We start from the raw sequence: 19,113 nt of genomic DNA, 5'->3' as shown, positions 1-19,113 counted from the left end.
AGCGATAGCAGAGAACTAACAGCTAAAATTACGCGCCCGGTGGAATAGACAGGCTATCAATGATGAGTTGAATGAGGTGATCTTCTAACTCAAAGCGTGATTCTAATATCTGTCCCAATTTGGAAAGATCTTGATCGAAAGTGTCTAATTCATCTTCCACATCAACAGCGGCGTAGTGATCAGTAAAATTGAGCAGCGGATCGGTCGTTAAAACGATTTCAGCATATGCTCGGTTGATCTCATCTGTTGCTTTAAAGCCTGTAGACTGCCACTTATTCATCACCATGTCGTAGACCTTAAAGTGACCTTCTGAGATATAGTCGACAAGATCTTGGCAGAAATATTGAAGTTCTTGAGGTGAAGGAAGTTCTGAGACCACGGCTTTGGAAGCGCAAGGTTGAAGCGCAGCAATTTTGCAATATTGTACAACTACATGCTGTCTTTTCTCTAACCAATGATCGATAACGTCACTGGCTCCACCCCATTGTTCTTGGGTTTGTTTGAATTTTTTTAGCATGACCATGCCCTCAAGATCGAGCTATCTAATGATAGACTGTCCTTTGCACATTGCGCTGTATGAGTAGGATACAGCCTGTTGTCTTCACGAGAGTTTATGTAGAGTTAGCAAATCGAGACAAACTCTGGTATGAAATTAGATTGCCAGTAAAATGAACGAACTGCAAGCAACAGGAGTTTGTATGTTAAAAAATAGTGACCTTAAATCAGCTTATTGGTGTGTTGTTTCAGGCAGTGAACTGTGGACCATTGACGGGAGTGTGCCATTTGGTAGTGCTAAAGAGTTTGGATTACCTTTTGAATCGGCGATCGAGATAGATCGTATTGATCAACACCCAGTGTATTGGCTAAATCATTCCGAGTTAGACAATGATCTAGAAATGACATCGTTACGTGAGCTGCTGGTGGTCGGTGAAGATCTTTTTCTTGCCGCGAGCCGTGCCATTCAATTTGGGCACATGACCCAAAGCATCCGTTTTTGCCCTCAGTGTGGTGGCCGTACTCATCTTAATCACCGCGAATTAGCGATGCAATGTCAAGATTGCCGTACCCTGCATTACCCACGCATCTTTCCATGCGTGATTGTCGCTGTACGTAAAGAGAATCAAATCTTACTTGCTCAACATCCTCGCCATAAAGAGGGGATGTATACCGTTATCGCAGGATTTTTAGAGGTCGGTGAAACCTTAGAAAATTGTGTTGCCCGTGAAGTATTAGAAGAGACGGGGATTCGCGTTAAGAACATCCGTTATTTTGGTAGTCAGCCTTGGGCGTTCCCTTCCAGCATGATGGTGGCATTTGTCGCGGATTACGAGAGTGGTGACATTTGTCCTGACTATAACGAACTTAGTGATGCTCAATGGTTTAGTGCAAATGAGCTACCGCCAGTCGCTCCGAGAGGGACGATTGCCAGAGCGTTAATTGAAGAGATCGTTGGCACCATTGAACAGAATCATCATCTTACGGCTAGCTAAAAAAAACCCTCCGGTGAGGGAGGGGGTAAGTAAGATGTCGTTATGAGATGTTGAGTACTAAGTACCCGTTTATTATTGTAATTTTCGCTAGCAGGAGGATTCTAAACGCTGTTTTAGTTTGTACGCAAATTAACCATTGATTTAAATGTTAATAACATGATCTAGCTTGCAAAGCTTCGGTTTATGAACAGCAACTCAATGACCAGTTTGGTGTAAATAAGTGGTAGAATACGCGCCTAATACCATCCTAGATAAAAATATGATCAGACTGAGCATCGGCGAGCAGCGAATGGGCGTCAAACGCAAACGCGCATTCATTCGTCCCTGAAGCTCCGCCTAGCCATCCATGGCTCGGAGGGTTTGCTTATCGACGCCCATTCACTGATCAGGAAATTTGCCAGAATGGTATAAGAAATAATTAAAGAAATAAGCCTAGTAATTGGAAGCCAGAATGACAGAATTAAAAAACGACCGTTATCTTCGTGCTTTGTTGAAGCAGCCTGTTGACTGCACACCCGTGTGGATGATGCGCCAAGCAGGGCGTTATCTGCCAGAATATCGTGCTACACGCGCACAGGCGGGTGATTTTATGTCGCTATGTAAAAATGCAGAGTTAGCTTCTGAAGTGACACTGCAGCCATTGCGTCGTTTTCCACTTGATGCTGCAATTCTATTCTCAGATATTTTGACTATTCCTGACGCTATGGGGTTAGGTCTACGATTCGCAGCTGGCGAAGGTCCAGTTTTTGATCGCCCAATCACTTGCAAAGCTGACGTTGATAAAATCGGTTTGCCTGATCCAGAAGGTGAATTGCAGTATGTCATGAATGCTGTACGCCAAATCCGCAAAGATCTCAATGGTGACGTTCCTCTGATTGGTTTCTCTGGTAGCCCGTGGACATTAGCCACTTACATGGTTGAAGGGGGCAGTTCAAAAGCCTTCACTAAGATTAAACAGATGATGTACGCAGAGCCTGCTACCTTGCATGCGCTGTTAGATAAACTCGCAGATAGTGTGATTGAATACTTAAACGCACAGATTAAAGCTGGCGCGCAATCTGTGATGGTATTTGATACATGGGGCGGTGTATTAACGCCTCGCGATTACAACCTATTCTCACTGCAATACATGCATAAGATTGTTGATGGCCTGATTCGTGAAAATGAAGGTCGCCGTGTTCCTGTGACTCTGTTCACTAAAAATGGCGGTATGTGGCTGGAAAGCATTGCCGCAACGGGTTGTGATGCGGTTGGTCTGGATTGGACCATCGACATTGCTGATGCCAAAGCTCGTGTCGGGGATAAAGTTGCCTTGCAAGGTAATATGGACCCATCAATTCTGTACGCGCAGCCAGAACGTATTCGCCAAGAAGTGGCATCGATTCTAGAAGGCTTTGGTCACGGTAGTTCAGGTAATAGCGGTACTGGGCATGTATTCAACCTCGGTCATGGTATTCACTTAGATGTTCCGCCAGAGAATGCCGGTGTGTTCGTTGACGCTGTCCATGAACTCTCGAAACCTTATCATAAGTAGTAAGATTTTATATAAAGCGCTCATAATAGAGCGCTTTTTTTTTCATTTAGCAATAGCTGAATTATACTGCGATAGAGTCAATTACAATCTGGCGAGCTAATGAAGACAAGAGACAGAATTGTTCACGCGGCCTTAGAGCTTTTTAATGAAAATGGTGAGCGTGCCATTACAACTAATCATATCGCTGCCCATCTGGAGATTAGCCCTGGCAATCTCTATTATCATTTCCGGAATAAACAGGAAATAGTGAGGGAAATATTTGCTCTTTATTCCAAGGAGCTGATTGAGCGCTTTACACCACTACAGGGGCAATATGAAAGTCTTACCCTGTTAAAACATTATCTCGATTCTATGTTTAACTTGATGTGGAAGTATCGCTTCTTCTATTCAAATCTGCCTGAGATCTTACAGCGTGACGAAGAGTTGCATGTGGAATACATTGCTTCTCAAGAGAAGTTGCACGTCAATTTGATCAACATTATGCAGAATTTCATCGATATGGAGCTTCTTGCGGTTGAGAAAGATGAGTTGGAAACCTTGGTGACTTCGTTACACATGGTCTATTCGGGGTGGTTGGCATATCAATCTGCGATGTCACTGAAAACCAAAATTACCGAGCAAGTGATTTACCAAGGCATGTTGCAGGCTATTTCTCTAGTGAAGCCGTGCGCTACAGAGCAGGGACTCGAACAATTGCAACTGTTGGAAGATGGTATACGAGCTCTTTATGTGTAATTCCATTCGCTGCTCAGTCTGATCATATTTTTATCTAGGATGGTATAAGCACGAAGAGAAAGGAGAGGCGCTTAACCTCTCTTGCTTATTGTCGATAAATCGAAAGGAGGTGATTGATCACCTCCTTTACAGATTATGCCGCGTGATAAAGTGAGTGCAATTGATGAAGTTGAGGCAGTTTATATTGGTCTGCCTGACTGTGCAGTTGTGCTAAATCTTCAAAGTTGTCGATAAGAATTTGAGCCAACGTTGGGTCAAAATGTTTGCCTTTCTGGTCAATAAATTCTTGCAGCACTTCTTCTTTGGCCCAAGCGTTTTTGTATGGGCGCTTGCTTAGCAGGGCATCAAATACATCCGCAATGGCGACAATACGCGCAAAAATGTGAATATCTTCTCCTGCTTTACCACAAGGGTAACCATTTCCATCCCACTTCTCATGGTGTTCATGAGCAATGATACACGCCATTTGCATCAGATGAGAATCGCTGCCGTCGAGCAACTCTCGTCCTACTTCGGAGTGTTTTTTTACAACTTCGAACTCAGGTTTCGTCAGTCTACCTGGTTTATTTAAAATAGAATCTGGCACCGCAATTTTGCCTACGTCATGCAGCGGGCTTGCGGTATAAATGGTTATCACATCTTTCTCATCTAAGCCATACAATTGACCCAGTTTACTGGCAACGCAAGCAACGCGGCGTACATGTAGTCCCGTTTCATCGGAACGGTTTTCTAAGATATCGCCTAATACCTGGATGATCTCTTGCTTTTCAGCAAATCGTTTTTGGCGCTCAGTTTCGAGTTGATTTTCATAAGTGGCAAGACTTGAGATATCACGCAGCATTACGATGATTGAATCGTGTTCGTCGCGGTAACGTACCATGCCCTTATATTTGTAGAAATACAGTTCATAAGGGATACCATCGATGTTGACGATATTGTACAGATGTTTGTTCGTTAGGTTTGATTGACTGATTTCTGCAAAATCGGGAAGGACCTCGTTGATGTTATACAACTGATCATCAAGATTGATATCCCAGTAATCTTTTCCTAGTTCCGTCGGTGTGAACTTGTTGAGAATTTGGTGCCCAAGGCCGTTAGCGTGGCGAATGTAGCCTTCGTTATCAATACCAAATAATGGCTGATCAATACTTTCGATAATGGATAACAATTGGTTCTTGTGGTTGAGTACTTCTCTGTGGCTCTGTTTGATCTCTTCCAATTCTCGATTTGAGTTTGAAGATAGCTGCTGATACTCATAACAAGTAATGGCCTCACCACGGTTAAAGTAGCCATTAATTAATGCAGTAAGCCATGATTTTTCGTCGTTGTTCGCATCCCAATCCTGTATTAAATCGACATACGCTTGACGGTAATGCTTCAGCAATCCGAGATACATATAGAGCTCAATCGCACGTGTTTGATGAACGATGGCTCTGTCACGGAAGTAGCCAATAATCTCTTCATCCCAATCATTAAGTTCCAAGCGAATGTTTGGATCTAAGGTTTTAACACTCTCTGATGACAGTAAAGCATCTAAACCTTTTGATACACCAATAATAGACTCACGCCAGGCTGCACTGGTATTTGATGTGTAGGCAATATAGCCATATTGAGTACCTAGTTTAATGACATTGTCCGTTAAAATGTCAGTACTCATTGCAATGAGCTGTTTCGCTTTTTCAGTAATGGACATAATGATGATGGATTGGTGAATAGATGGTCTAATTTTAACCTTTATTGACAGAAAATTTTCATGAACCAAGAGAGTTAAGGCTTATCTGACAAGGCTTTGGCTATGAACCTATTCGGAAAGGTTTACAAGTAGGAATGATATTAATGAATCACAATGATTTATTAATATCATTGATAATAAGGTGCTGTTATACCATTTTGGAAAATTTCCTGATCAGTGAATGGGCGTCGATAAGCAAACCCTCCGAGCCATGGATGGTTCGGTGGAGCTTCAGGGACGAATGAATGCGCGTTTGCGTTTGACGCCTATTCGCTGTTCTACCGATGCCCAGTCTGATCATCTTTTTATCTAGGATGGTATTATTGGTTGAGTTAATGGATGGCGAGTTTAACGGATAAGCCAGCTACGAGGGTTCTCTGCTTGGCTATTGCGGCGAACTTCAAAGTACAAACTAGGACGGGCTTGTCCTCCTGTATCTCCAGCAAGTGCGATGGTTTCACCTGCGGTCACCTTGTCTCCTTCTTTTTTCATCAGAGACTGATTAAAACCGTACAAAGTCATATCGCCTTTACCATGGTCTAACAGAACAACCAGACCATAACCTCGCAGATATTCTGCAAACACGACGGTTCCCGGGTAGACTGCTTTGACCGCTTGCCCATAGTCAGCCGATATCACCATTCCTTTCCAATCAATTTGACCCGTTTGGCGTTCGCCAAAGCTATGCAATACATTCCCCTTGATTGGCCAACTGAGCTTGCCTCGTTGCTGGCTAATTCCATCCATTGGGATCGCATTGCGTTTCGCTGCTTTGGCAATTTCAGCTTTTAAACGGGTTTCGTTACGTTGCAGTTCAGCAAGGTAGACTTTGTCTCCGGAAATACTTTTTTGGATTTTGTTGATGGTGCTTTTACGTTCAGACTGGGTATTCGCAAGTTGGTCACGCTTTTGGGTTTGTTCTTGTAATAAAGATGCGATTTGGTCTCGTTCCAGTTGAAGTTGCTTTTGGTTTTCTTCGAGCTGTTCGCGAGTCTGCTTTAGCGCCTGAATTGTCTCACTACGCGCTTGTGCTAAATGCTGGAAGTATTGGCTAATACGATCTTCTTCCAGATTGTTATTGAGTAGGTTGCCGCTGGTGGTTGCGCTTTGCGTGATGTAATAAGTTTGAAGTAATTGTTTTAACTTATCAGCTTGCTGATTACGCTGCTTTTCAAGCTCTTTGAGCTTTTCCTGAAGCTTACTGATGTTTTGATTCGCAGAGATGAGTTCACTTTTGGTGCCTCTGATCTGCTTTTCCAGATTGGAAATATTGATTTCTTGTTGTTTCAGCGACTGTTGCAATTGGTCAAGCTGACCCTGCTGTTTCGTCAACTCTTGTTTTTGGCGAGAGATTTCTCCGGTGACACCTTTCAATTCTTGCTGTGATGCAGCAAAAACAGGGGAAGCAGACATTACAGAAAAACAGAAGCACAACGCTACAGCGATGTTGACGAGATTGCGTTTTAGATTGTGTTGTAACGTGCTTGTCATGTAGGAAGAATGTTCGCCAATAGATTCAATGAGTAATCAGTATACTCAAAGCGCGGCATGAGGCGAGTGTCGGATGCAAAAACTTTGTTATACTGTTTACCTATTGCCGAAATTTTTGCCTTATAGCGAAATTTAGCGATAAAAAAGCCCCAACTGGGTTAGGGCTTTAACAATCACTTCGCAAGTTCTACTTATTTGTAAATAACTTGGCCAGACATATCTGCTGGGATTTCAGTACCAGTCAGAGCAAGCATAGTTGGTGCTAGATCAGACAGTTTACCGCCTTCGATAAACTCGATGTCTTTGCTACCAACGTAAACTAGTGGTACTGGTAGGTTAGTGTGTGCAGTGTGTACGCCACCCGTTTCTGGGTTAACCATCATTTCTGCGTTACCGTGGTCAGCAGTGATCAGTAGTTGACCATCCACTTCTTTGATAGCTTCAACAACACGACCGATACATTCGTCAACGGCTTCACAAGCTTTAACCGCAGCTTCGTAAACGCCTGTGTGGCCAACCATGTCGCCGTTCGGGTAGTTACAGATGATAGCGTCGTATTTACCAGATTTGATTGCTGCTACAAGCTTGTCAGTTAGCTCAGCAGAGCTCATTTCAGGTTGAAGGTCGTAAGTTGCTACTTTAGGAGAAGCAACAAGTTGACGCTCTTCACCATCAAATTCGTTCTCAACACCACCGTTGAAGAAGAAAGTTACGTGAGCGTATTTCTCAGTTTCAGAGATACGAAGCTGAGTTTTACCCGCTTTCGATAACCATTCACCATAAGTGTTCTCTAGTGATGCTGGTGGGAAAGCTGCTGGTAGTGGAATGTCTGCTGCATATTGAGTCAACATTACGAAGTTCAGAGCAGGGAATACTTTACGCTCGAAGCCAGCAAAATCAGTTACGAAAGTGCGCGTGATTTGACGTGCACGGTCAGCACGGTAGTTCATGAATAGAACTGCGTCGCCGTCTTGCATTGCTGCAGACTCTTGACCTTCTGCACGGATTTCCGTTGCTTTCACGAATTCATCGTTTTCTTCACGAGCGTATGCCGCTTCTAGACCTGCTAGAGCAGAGTCGAAAGTGAACTCACCTTGAGCTGCAGTTAGTACATCGTAAGCTTTTTCTACACGTTCCCAGTTGTTGTCACGGTCCATAGCGTAGTAACGACCAACTAGAGATGCGATACGGCCTTTGCCTAGTTTTGCGAACAGTTCGTCAAAACGTTGTAGCGTACCTTCCGCGCTACGAGGTGGTGTATCACGACCGTCTAGGAAACAGTGTAGGTAAATCTTTTCTGCGCCACGCGCTGCTGCTAGTTCGATAGCTGCGTAGATGTGATCTTCGTGAGAGTGAACGCCACCTGGAGACATAAGGCCCATTAGGTGTACAGCTTTACCCGCTGCGACTGCTTTGTCGATAGCTGCCACTAGCACTTCGTTAGTCTGGAACTCACCGTCAGAAATTGATTTAGTGATGCGAGTGAGATCTTGGTACACGATACGACCAGCGCCTATATTTGTGTGGCCAACTTCAGAGTTACCCATTTGACCATCAGGTAGACCAACGTCCATACCAGAAGCCGAAATCAGAGTATTTGGGTTGTTTGCCATTAGAGCATCCATTACTGGAGTATTAGCATTGCTGATAGCATTGTTGCTGCTGTCTTCACGGTAACCCCAACCGTCAAGAATCACTAGAGCCATTGGCTTCTTAGCTGACATACTTATAACCTCGTCAAATTCAATAAAATCAAAGTAACTAAAAACTGAAATTAGCGTAATTTTACTACACTTTATAGTCATTGCAGTAGGGTAAGATCAATGATTCTCCCTATCGTTGCAATAAAATGTAGCCAATTGATCAAAATTTTTGTCTCAAATTGCTTGTGTATTCTTATAGTTAGTCAACGAAAAATAGATCGTTAGTAGACCAAAATACTTGTGCCAGCGACAGCGACAATGGCCCCTAGCCAAGCAAAGCGGTTCGGCCTTTGTTTGGTATAGAACCAAAGTATAGGCAATAGCATGATAGGTGTAGTGGAAGAAAGCAGAGCAACCATACCAACATTACCTTCACGCAAAGCATACAAAATCAGCGTCATGCCTAGCGCCATACCAATAAAACCGTTGATAGTAGTAATACCAAATATTTTCCAATTCATTTTTTGCGTTGGACGTGCAACACGCGTTCCTGTCGCTCGCAGTAAGCAGTGTGCGACAAACGCCGTCATCATTCGGATGGATGAAGCGGCTACAGGGTCAATGTTAGTTTGCATGATGGGCTTTGCAATCACCCCTCCCAAAGCTTGGCATAGCGCAGCGGTTAAACCCAGCCCTAATCCTATCCAAACATTGCCGTGAACCATTTCTAAATGATTACTACTTTGTCCTCTACGACCAAAAAAGATCGCAGTCAGTACACCAGAGAAGACCAGCGTTGAGCCTAATAGTTCAAGAGGCGTCATACTTTCGCTAAAGAGAAAGTAACCCAGCACAGTTGAGAAAACGGCATGACAAGAGAACAGCAATCCAGATTGGCGAGGCCCCATGCGGTTCAAACAGGCAAAGAGTGCTGTATCACCGATAAATATGCCGATCAAACCAGACAACATCATTGGCGGTATGGCAGAGGTTTCAACGGTTGACCAGCCACCGGTAATCAGAGCCATCGTGGCTAAGATAGTAAAGGTCGAGCCCATTCTCCATCGGCTATAGGCAAAGGTACCGAGGTGTCTGGCCGGAGTAACAGAAAGTAAACTAGTGATCGCCCAAAGAAATGCCGCCGCAAGTGCTAGCCATTCGTAGCCCATTATGTTTCCTAAAACGGACGGAGAAAAGGGCTCTCAATATGCCACTAAGCGTGTTGAAAACAAAGTGAATTTAGCTGTGCTTTTACGGTTTGATAAGAAGGGCTAGATAGTGTCGTTAATCTGCTAAAACGAATGCAGTTCGTCGCGTCACTAACCGTAATTGCAAATCAGAGGGTTCTGCTCTGCCACGGTTTTGGACAAAAGCTTGCTAGTAATTTTAACCAGTTAGCAACTCATGAATAACTACAGATATTGAAAAGTTGATTAGCGAAAAGCACTGTAAGGCAACAGCAGAACACTAAAAACGAACCATAAATTCATATTTAAGAGAAACCTAACATCCCCATATAAACCTCAACAAATCAACCTATGTAAAGGCGTTAATTCAAATATCATCTGAGGTTCCCCCTAAATAAAGAGATCGATATCACACTAAATACAATCCCCAAGGGAAATTTTTGTTTTCTTTTGTTTATCTGTTTTTTATTTGAATGCACTCTCACCAGCACATTTCTCAAATCCCTAGAATGCAGCCATACAGTAAGGATGAGCTATGTACAAAGAAACGCGCCAAGAAAAGATTATTCAGTTACTACGTAAAGAAGGACAGGCCAGTGTGTCTTTCCTTGCTTCCCATTTTGGGGTGACTAAAGAAACGATTCGCACCGATTTGTCGCAACTTCAGGGCGACGGACTGGTTGTCAGACACCATGGCGGAGTCTCTTTGAAAAAGCATCTTATGCAGAATGATTTGTTACAGGATGATAGCAACTTGGACATCAGTCATTTAATGCAAACTCATCACACCACGCATTCTACGCATAACCAAAGAGGAGCTTCGAGGCTTATGGTCGGAAAAGTTTGTGTATTCGGCTCTTTCAACGTCGATATTGTCGCAAAAGTCAGCCGATTCCCGAAAAATGGCGAGACACTGATTGCCAAAGAGACCACATTTGGTCCTGGCGGCAAAGGTGCGAACCAGGCATTAGCTGCACATTCAGCTGGTGCACGAGTTCACTTCGCAACTAAGGTCGGTAAAGATCAATTTAATCAGTTCGCACGTAATCATTTTGATTCATGCGGTATCGAGTCCTTTTCTCTCTACGAAGCAGAGAAGACATCCACAGGTAGTGCTGTTATCTATGTAAACGACGACGGTGAAAACTTTATCGCTATCTGCCCTGGAGCAAACCACCTGGTTACTAATGAAGAAGTGGCAGAGCTTGTTCCTTATATCAGTGAATCAAAAGTGCTTCTTGTTCAGCTAGAGAACAATTTTGATGCCATTGATGGCGTTATGAAACTGGCAAAAGGCTTAAACGTACAGGTCATTCTAAACCCTGCTCCATACGCTCCTGAAGTCGATAATTTTATTGCTAACGCTGACATTATTACCCCGAACGAGACCGAAGCATCACAAATATCCGGCATCGAAATCACCGATATTGAAACAGCTAAACAAGCGGCTGCGGTTATTCATCAAAAAGGGGCGAAATCAATCATCATCACGATGGGCCGTCAGGGTTCAGTATTGTTCGATGGCGAGCAATACACACATATCCCAGCTTATAACGCAGTAGCGGTTGATACCACTGGTGCGGGAGATTCGTTCAATGGAGCCCTTGCAGCTTCATTAGCAAAAGGAAAAACACTTTCTCAGGCAGCACTTTATGCCACTGCCTTCGCATCGCTTGCAGTCGAAAGAGAAGGCGCTGCAAATATGCCAAATCATACGTTAGTTGAAGCCCGCATGCTTCAGCAACAAGTATCCATCAAAGCAATTTAACAAGTCATATTGCTTAATTCAGGACAAAGAGAATGAAAAGTATCGAAGGTATCGTTCCAGTAATGCTAACTCCATTTACTGATGAGAACGAAATTGATTATAAAGGTTTAGGAAATCTTATTGATTGGTATATCGACAATGGTGCCGATGCTTTATTTGCTGTATGCCAATCAAGTGAAATGTTGTTCTTGTCTTTAGAAGAGCGCGTTGCGCTGTCGAAATTTGTTGTCGATTACACTAATGGGCGCGTTCCTGTCATCTCTTCTGGTCACATCTCTCCGGATATCGACGACCAAATAGCTGAACTGAACGCTGTCGCTAAAACAGGTATTGATGCTCTGGTACTTGTTTCGAATCGCTTAGATCCAAACAACGAAGGCACTGAAGTATTCCTGAAAAATCTCAACACATTGATGGACGCTCTGCCTGCGGATATGCCTTTAGGCCTTTATGAATGTCCGGCACCATATCGTCGTCTGCTTACAGACGAAGAGATTCAATTCGTGGCTAATTCAGGAAGATTCGTTGTTCTGAAAGATGTGAGCTGTGATTTAGAAACTGTTAAGCGTCGCGTGAAACTCGTTGAAGGTACACCTTTTGCGATTATCAACGCTAATGCAGCTATTGCCTATGAAGCAATGCAACATGGTTCTAAAGGGTTTAGTGGTGTGTTCACTAACTTCCATCCGGATCTTTATAACTGGCTATATCACCACGCATCAGAAGCACCAGAATACGCAGAGAAACTATCCTGGTTCCTTTCTCTGAGTGCTGTGACTGAAACGCTGGGCTATCCAAAGAATGCCAAAGTGTTCCACCAGCGTCTTGGTACTTTTGAATCAACGCATAGCCGGGTTACCGATGCCGATGTCCTGGAAAAATTCTGGGGACTTGGTGTCATCCTTGATCAAATCGCTGCTGCAGCTAAATCTGAGCGCGAAACAATAAAAGCACTAAACAAATAACCCAAAAAACTTAATCCCCCTAAACGGTAAAACATAAAACTATTACAGGAGTTCCATCGTGAAACGAGCCCTACAACTCAGCCTTATTACTGCCGCTATCGTAGCTTCATCTTCCGCAATGGCTGCATGGCCGGAAAAACCAATTCAAATCATTGTGCCTTGGGGCGCAGGCGGTAACACTGATACAGTTGCACGCCTTGTTGCTGAAGGTTTACAGGAAAAACTTGGCGTCAATGTTAACGTTATTAACCGCACAGGTGGCGCTGGTGTGGTTGGTCATGATGCTATGGCAAAAGGCAAAACTGATGGTTACACCTTAGGTGTTGCTACTGTTGAAATCGCAATGATGCGCCATCAGGGTATGACTGATCTTAGCTACGAAAACTACACACCAATCACTCGCTTGGCTGTAAACCTTGGTGGTATTCAGGTTGCGTCTAACTCTAAATTTTCAAACATCAGTGAACTGACTGACTACATCAAAGCGAATCCTGGAGAGCTTAAAGCCTCTGGTAGTGGCCTGAATTCAGGCTGGCACCTGAACCTCATCGGTATGCTGGATGCAATGGGTGTAGCTTCTGACGCTGTAACTTATGTTCCTTCAGAAGGTTCAAGCTCAGCATTGATGGAATTGGTATCTGGCGGTATCGATTTCACTACGTCTTCTCCGGGTGAAGCGAAAAGTATGGTTGAAGCAGGCATGGTGAAAAACCTTGCGACTATGGCTGAAACTAATACAGGTCTGTACAAAGACATTCCTGTGTTCCAACAAGCTACCGATTACAAATACAACTTCTCAACCTGGAATACGCTTGTAGCTCCGGCGGGTATTCCTAAAGAAGTTCAGGAAAAACTCATTGAAACTATGAAGGCAGTTTTTGCTGAAGGAAAACTTCAACAATTCGCGACTAAGCAAGGTTTCGAAGTATACCCACTATATGGTGATGACTTAGAAGCTTTCATGAAAAGCGAAGATGAAAAATACGGCAAACTTATCGGTAAGCTGAAAAAATAACGGTATAGGGTGGAGCTAATCGCTCCACCCCAGTTACTGATTAAATTGCGATGAATAGTCGCACTGATTCATTCTGTGGAATTCGTAGGTGTTTTATGCGTTCATTACCACTATCCCAATTTCTTATTGGTGTTTTTGCCTTACTCATACTTCTAACAAGTGCGAGCCAATATGGCGGCGTCAGTGAATACGGGGCGGGATTCATGCCGACCATACTTAGCGCTTTATTATTGGCGTTTACAGTACTGGATGGTTTTATTCAATTCCGCCAACAGCCAAGAAAGATAAAATTCAGTTCAATGGAAGTCCGCGCGTTGCTGGTTGTTACTGTATCCATAGGACTCTTTACCTATCTGATTTCTTACTTAGGATTTTTAATCTGTGCGGCTCTGATGCTATTTGTACTTATGAGCCTGCGTAACTCTAAAAAACTTGTAATGAATGCAATATTTGCGGTTGTCGCTTCTGGTGTCATTTACTACGTTTTCGGTCACCTACTCATGGTAGCGTTACCGGAAGGAATTTGGTCGTAGGAGGTCAACATGTCTGTACTAATCAATGCATTTCAATATATCGACCTTAATGCCATTTTAGCAGTCACTGCTGCCGGGCTTTTTGGGTTGGTCGTAGGGTCTATCCCCGGTTTAACCGCTACTATGGCGGTAGCACTTATGGTGCCATTCACCTTTTTTATGGATCCGATTCCAGCTTTAGCGCTGATGATTTCTATTGGTGCATCTTCGATTTATGCGGGTGATATTCCCGGAGCTTTACTTCGAATTCCTGGCACTCCTGCCTCCGCAGCTTATGTTGCTGACTCGAACGAATTGGTTAAACAAGGGAAACTCAATCGCGTTCTGGGTATTGGACTAACCAGTTCTGTTATTGGTGGGATCATTGGCGCCATTATCCTGATGTTAGCAGCTCCTATGCTGGCTAAGTTCGCGTTAAAATTCAGTTCTTATGAATACACCTGGCTTTCTTTGCTTGGTTTAACATGCGCAACACTAGTTGTAGGTAACCAACCGCTGAAAGGTATGGTCACTCTATGTTTTGGTTTACTGCTTGCTTGTGTGGGTTACGACCAGATTACTGGTGTACCAAGATTCACCTTTGGCGAAGTTAGTATGTTACAGGGCATTAGCTTTATTCCCGCTATGATTGGTCTGTTCGCAATTTCCGGTGCCATTGAATATTACGCAGGTAAAATTACCACCAGAAAACAGGATGTCATTCCAACTCAATCAAGCTTCAACTTGTTTAAAGGCATTCCACGCACTATGTGGCGTTACAAATTTAATATCTGCCGCAGTAGTATTCTGGGAACCTTGATTGGTGCTTTACCGGGAGCGGGCGCTGATATCGCAGCCTGGATCTCTTACGCACTATCGCAAAAATTCTCGAAAAACCCTGAGAAGTACGGTAAAGGTTCAGAAGAGGCAATCATCGACGCGTCTTCAAGTAACAACGCAAGCCTTGCAGGAAGCTGGATTCCATCATTAGTGTTTGGTATTCCGGGAGATTCAGCGGCAGCGATCATTATCGGCGTGCTTTACATGAAAGACATGAACCCTGGGCCAACTCTGTTCTTGTTCCAGCCAGAAAAGCTCTATGCTGTGTTTATCCTGTTCTTTATTGCGAATCTGGCGTTAATTCCACTTGCGACTTTGGTAGTTAACTTTATTAAACGCGTGATCTTTATCGATAAAGCGATTCTGTACCCAATCATCATTATATTCAGTACAGTGGGCTCATTTGCCATCAACAACTCTCTGTCATCAATTGTTGTTATGTTAGGAATGGGTATCGTGGGTTATCTGCTGCAGCGTGCGCAATACCCTATTTCACCAATCATTCTGGGTATGATTCTGGGGCCAATGCTGGAGAAAAACTTGCTGTCTTCAATGATCAAATCTAACGGTAATTTACTGGCGTTTATTGAAAGACCTGTGTCTATGGTACTGGCATCCTTCTTTGCTTTGGTTGTCGTGCTTCAGATTCGTTCAATAATTAAATCGTTTAACCCTTCGAAACAACACTCATTTTCTAACTAGCTTTAAACGCCCTTTCGAGGGCGTTTGAAACGGATGATAAAGGTCTAGTTTTCGAGCTAGGTCTTTGACCTAATAGGGGTATGGCAAAGACGGTGCAACACTGACGCCCCTCTCCGACTGGACTCACAGCTAGCAGTATTATATGAATGGATAACTTTTAGTAGGGCAACTACCTATGAACAGGATGTGAATGATAAAAAGGCCTGACTTACAATGGGGCACTTCTGAGCTAGAAGTGCCCGCCGTGAAATCCGCACTAACTGTGAAACAAAGAGACATAGCTGTTAGGCGTAGTATTTACGTTTCATTCTTAAGGCTACGTTAACCAAAGCAATTAAGACTGGAACCTCAACCAAAGGTCCTATCACACCCGCAAACGCTTGGTCAGAGTTTAATCCAAATACAGCGATTGATACGGCGATAGCTAGTTCAAAGTTGTTACCTGATGAAGTAAAGGCGATAGAAGCATTTTGGTCGTATGGGATCCCCATACGTTTACCGATGTAGAAGCTCGCAAAAAACATCACCATAAAATAGATAATCAGTGGTACTGCAATACGGAGCACATCCATCGGTAACTCGAAGATCATTTCACCTTTCAGACTAAACATCAAAACGATAGTTGCCAATAGCGCAATCAGGGTGATTGGTGAAATATGAGGGATAAAGACTTCGTTGTACCACTGTTCACCTTTTGTTGAGACCAATAGTTTACGGCTTAAGAACCCCGCTAAGAAAGGGATGCCTAAGTAAATTAAGACGCTTTGTGCAATATCCCAGATAGTGACATCAACGACGACACTTTCAAGACCAAAGTAAGGGGGTAAAACAGTGATAAACAGCCATGCCATAAAACTGTACGTGACAATCTGAAACGCGCTATTTAAGGCGACTAAGGTTGCTCCGTACTCTTTGTTTCCGCCGCTGATATCATTCCAAACCAACACCATAGCGATGCATCGAGCAAGGCCGATCAAAATAAGTCCCACCATATAGCCAGGTTGATCGCGTAAGAAAATGATGGCTAATGTGAACATCAAAATCGGTCCCACAAGCCAGTTCATCACTAAAGAAAGTGTTATTGCACTTTTATTACGAGTCACCTCACCTAAAAGGCTATAGTTCACTTTCGCCAATGGTGGGTACATCATTAAGATTAAGCCAATGGCAAGTGGGATATTGGTTGAACCAACAGATAGGCTTTCGTTCCACTGAGCGACTTGAGGAAATAGCACGCCAATCCCGACACCGACTGCCATTGCAAGAAAAATCCATACGGTTAAGTATCGATCGAGAAAACTCATTTTTTCAGATGCGCTGGTATCGGCACAGCTTGAGACAATACTCATACAAACCTCTTTAATTTGAAATTGATAAACCAACGGAATAGAGCATTATTCGTTCACACCATTCGAACATGATTTACCTTTGATGGACTGCAACTCTAGCTCGATAAGTGCCAAATTATGTTTAAGAGTGATCTCCAGCACTTGCTTGACCCAAGAAGCTAGCGTGGGATTGATTCGGTAGTAAACCCACTTACCACGTCGCTCATCCAGAACAAATCCGTGCTTTCGTAGTTCGGAAAGATGCCGAGAGACTTTGGGTTGACTGAGATTAAGCGCTTCCATGAGGTCACAGACACACAACTCTCCTTGCTTCAGCATTAAAAGCAGAGACTTAAGTCTAGTTTCATCAGAAAGTGCTTTGTAAAGAAGGATTGGATCGACCATAGGAAATATTCAATGCTACAAAACATATGAAATACCATATGTGTTATTTTCCATATATGTCAATTTTTCAATTAAACATGTGCATCTGACAGATAAGTTATGTTAGGAAAAGTAAGTCGATATCGATAAGAAATTTATGCCGTAATATTGATACTCAATTGGAATGGGGCATTTTTGAGTTAGAAATGACCGCATGATGTGATCGCTGCCATTTAAGTATGACACTTCATAATTCAAGGTGGACTCTGATAAATCTTTATTAAGCGTTTAAATGAGAAGCCCACATAAGCTCTCTACTTTGATGCGGATAACTCACGTTCGCTATTAGGTCAGCACCCACACTGAGCCATAAACAATGAGTAAGCCAACGACACCAATAATCACCCCAGCTTTTGCCATATCTTTACTTTCAATAAGCCCTGTTGAATACGCTAAAGAGTTTGGCGGTGTAGAAACGGGTAAAATCATCCCTAGAGAAGCCGAGAACGCGACGACAACCAACAGCCCTTGGATTCCTCCAACATCTGATAGGCTTTGCATGGAGGTACCGATAGCGGCTGCAATAGGCATCAATAAGTTCGCAGTTGCGGTGTTAGACATAAAGTTCGCCATTAACCAGCAAATGAGTGAGAGCGTAATAACTACCGACATTGGCGACAAAGACTCATAGTCAATCGCATGAGCCAGCGCTTTCGCTAATCCTGTTTGCTCTAAACCAATCCCGATGGCAATACCTCCGGCAACCAGCCAAAGCACATCCCAGTTAATCTGTTTCAACTCTTCTTTGCCCATAATGCCCGTTAGGGTGAATATGGCTAATGGGATCACCGCGACCACGTAGGTATTCATGCCATGTAGTGAGGTGGTCATCCACAGCAGAATGGTCGCGGCAAAAGTGATGTATACCACTATGGCTCGCCAGTTACGCATAAAACGTCCTTCGAGCCTGAGCGTCATGGTTTTCTGAGAAGAGGGGAATAACTTCTGTAATAAGAACCAAGCAATGGTGAGCTGAATAAAGACAAAAGGTAAACCCATCATCATCCAAGATAAGAAGCTAATGCTGTGCTCGCCAGTTAAATATTGCAGTGCGATGGCGTTGGGGGGTGTACCGATTGGCGTTGCGATACCACCAGTATTGGCGGCAATAGGAATACAGAGCACCAGCGCTTTAATCCCTATATCTCCTTTTGGCGCTGAGGCCACAATAGGACCTAACAGTGCCAGCATCATTACGGTAGTTGCTGTATTGGACATAAACATCGAAAACACAGAGGTGATCAACATCAGCCCAAGCATGATGAACTTAGGTTGGCTACCGAAAGGTTTGAGCAGTACGCGTGCTAGGTTGTTATCGAGTTCGTATTTTGATGCGGCGATAGCCAGTGCGAAACCGCCCATAAATAAGATGATGATGGGGGAGGAAAACGCACCGAAAATCTCTGTGTATGGGATCAGAACGCCCAGTTCGTGTCCTTCTGAAGGAGCGCGGAACCAATGTAATCCTTTATTCGAAATCATGATGAGTTCGAGTGTGATGATGAATATCGAGGTTGCAAACACAGGGACGGGCTCTAGTACCCATAACAATGCCGCCAGCAAGAATATCGCGAGTAAGCGATGCTGAATCAGAGTGAGGTTATCGATAGGAATGGCGTCAATTGGCATCATAAGGACACCAAGAGGAATCAACAGACACACTAACAGTTTGATGAGCAACATGGGTTGCAAAGTCGGCATGGGTACATCCTCACTCCAAGAAGAAT

General features: G+C 43.6%; 16 protein-coding genes. 8 read left to right on the top strand and 8 right to left on the bottom strand.

Annotated features, from left to right (window positions below):
- Window positions 1-28: 28 nt before the first annotated feature.
- Window positions 29-523, bottom strand: a complete 495-nt coding sequence (rsd, locus tag G5S32_RS13500) for a sigma D regulator (RefSeq protein ID WP_165312460.1) — start codon at window positions 521-523, stop codon at window positions 29-31.
- Window positions 524-698: 175 nt separating this feature from the next.
- Between rsd and nudC the strand changes: the two genes are divergently transcribed.
- From nudC to G5S32_RS13485, 3 genes are all read left to right on the top strand, one after another.
- The gene (nudC, locus tag G5S32_RS13495; protein ID WP_165312459.1) at window positions 699-1,490 is read left to right on the top strand and encodes an NAD(+) diphosphatase; all 792 of its coding nucleotides are present in this window, start codon (window positions 699-701) and stop codon (window positions 1,488-1,490) included.
- A 451-nt stretch (window positions 1,491-1,941) separates the two neighbouring features.
- Window positions 1,942-3,024, top strand: a complete 1,083-nt coding sequence (gene hemE, locus G5S32_RS13490) for a uroporphyrinogen decarboxylase (RefSeq protein WP_165312458.1) — start codon at window positions 1,942-1,944, stop codon at window positions 3,022-3,024.
- Between the two features lie 99 nt (window positions 3,025-3,123).
- Window positions 3,124-3,759 (top strand): TetR/AcrR family transcriptional regulator, encoded by a 636-nt coding sequence (locus G5S32_RS13485; protein ID WP_165312457.1) that lies wholly within the window; start codon window positions 3,124-3,126, stop codon window positions 3,757-3,759.
- Between the two features lie 133 nt (window positions 3,760-3,892).
- Here the strand turns inward: G5S32_RS13485 and G5S32_RS13480 are convergent, their stop codons facing one another.
- From G5S32_RS13480 to G5S32_RS13465, 4 genes are all read right to left on the bottom strand, one after another.
- Entirely contained in the window at window positions 3,893-5,452 is a 1,560-nt protein-coding gene (locus G5S32_RS13480; protein ID WP_165312456.1) for an HD domain-containing phosphohydrolase, read from the bottom strand.
- Between the two features lie 387 nt (window positions 5,453-5,839).
- Window positions 5,840-6,982, bottom strand: coding sequence for a murein hydrolase activator EnvC family protein (locus tag G5S32_RS13475; protein WP_165312455.1), 1,143 nt, complete (start codon window positions 6,980-6,982; stop codon window positions 5,840-5,842).
- Between the two features lie 191 nt (window positions 6,983-7,173).
- Window positions 7,174-8,706, bottom strand: coding sequence for a 2,3-bisphosphoglycerate-independent phosphoglycerate mutase (gene gpmM, locus G5S32_RS13470; protein ID WP_165312454.1), 1,533 nt, complete (start codon window positions 8,704-8,706; stop codon window positions 7,174-7,176).
- A 200-nt stretch (window positions 8,707-8,906) separates the two neighbouring features.
- Window positions 8,907-9,794, bottom strand: a complete 888-nt coding sequence (locus tag G5S32_RS13465; protein ID WP_165312453.1) for a DMT family transporter — start codon at window positions 9,792-9,794, stop codon at window positions 8,907-8,909.
- 553 nt (window positions 9,795-10,347) lie between these two features.
- On the opposite strand from G5S32_RS13465, the gene rbsK reads away from it, so the two are divergent.
- From rbsK to G5S32_RS13440, 5 genes are all read left to right on the top strand, one after another.
- Window positions 10,348-11,580 carry a ribokinase gene (gene rbsK, locus G5S32_RS13460; RefSeq protein ID WP_165312452.1) on the top strand — a complete coding sequence of 411 codons (1,233 nt, stop codon included), beginning with the start codon at window positions 10,348-10,350 and terminating at the stop codon, window positions 11,578-11,580.
- A 32-nt stretch (window positions 11,581-11,612) separates the two neighbouring features.
- Window positions 11,613-12,545 carry a dihydrodipicolinate synthase family protein gene (locus G5S32_RS13455; RefSeq protein WP_165312451.1) on the top strand — a complete coding sequence of 311 codons (933 nt, stop codon included), beginning with the start codon at window positions 11,613-11,615 and terminating at the stop codon, window positions 12,543-12,545.
- A gap of 58 nt (window positions 12,546-12,603) precedes the next feature.
- On the top strand, window positions 12,604-13,560 hold the full coding sequence (locus tag G5S32_RS13450) for a tripartite tricarboxylate transporter substrate binding protein (RefSeq protein ID WP_165312450.1): 957 nt from the start codon (window positions 12,604-12,606) through the stop codon (window positions 13,558-13,560).
- A 95-nt stretch (window positions 13,561-13,655) separates the two neighbouring features.
- The gene (locus G5S32_RS13445; RefSeq protein ID WP_165312449.1) at window positions 13,656-14,093 is read left to right on the top strand and encodes a tripartite tricarboxylate transporter TctB family protein; all 438 of its coding nucleotides are present in this window, start codon (window positions 13,656-13,658) and stop codon (window positions 14,091-14,093) included.
- A 9-nt stretch (window positions 14,094-14,102) separates the two neighbouring features.
- On the top strand, window positions 14,103-15,614 hold the full coding sequence (locus G5S32_RS13440; protein ID WP_165312448.1) for a tripartite tricarboxylate transporter permease: 1,512 nt from the start codon (window positions 14,103-14,105) through the stop codon (window positions 15,612-15,614).
- A 284-nt stretch (window positions 15,615-15,898) separates the two neighbouring features.
- On the opposite strand, the gene arsB is transcribed toward G5S32_RS13440, so the two are convergent.
- From arsB to G5S32_RS13425, 3 genes are all read right to left on the bottom strand, one after another.
- On the bottom strand, window positions 15,899-16,963 hold the full coding sequence (gene arsB, locus G5S32_RS13435; protein ID WP_165312447.1) for an ACR3 family arsenite efflux transporter: 1,065 nt from the start codon (window positions 16,961-16,963) through the stop codon (window positions 15,899-15,901).
- A gap of 45 nt (window positions 16,964-17,008) precedes the next feature.
- Complete coding sequence (locus tag G5S32_RS13430; RefSeq protein ID WP_165312446.1) at window positions 17,009-17,347, bottom strand: metalloregulator ArsR/SmtB family transcription factor; 339 nt, start codon at window positions 17,345-17,347, stop codon at window positions 17,009-17,011.
- Window positions 17,348-17,671: 324 nt separating this feature from the next.
- The gene (locus tag G5S32_RS13425) at window positions 17,672-19,087 is read right to left on the bottom strand and encodes an SLC13 family permease (protein WP_165312445.1); all 1,416 of its coding nucleotides are present in this window, start codon (window positions 19,085-19,087) and stop codon (window positions 17,672-17,674) included.
- Window positions 19,088-19,113 lie beyond the last annotated feature (26 nt).

Source organism: Vibrio ziniensis (assembly GCF_011064285.1).
GTDB classification, from domain to species: domain Bacteria; phylum Pseudomonadota; class Gammaproteobacteria; order Enterobacterales; family Vibrionaceae; genus Vibrio; species Vibrio ziniensis.
The sequence above is the reverse complement of the archived record's forward strand: the minus strand, read 5'-3'. Positions and strand labels throughout refer to the sequence as shown.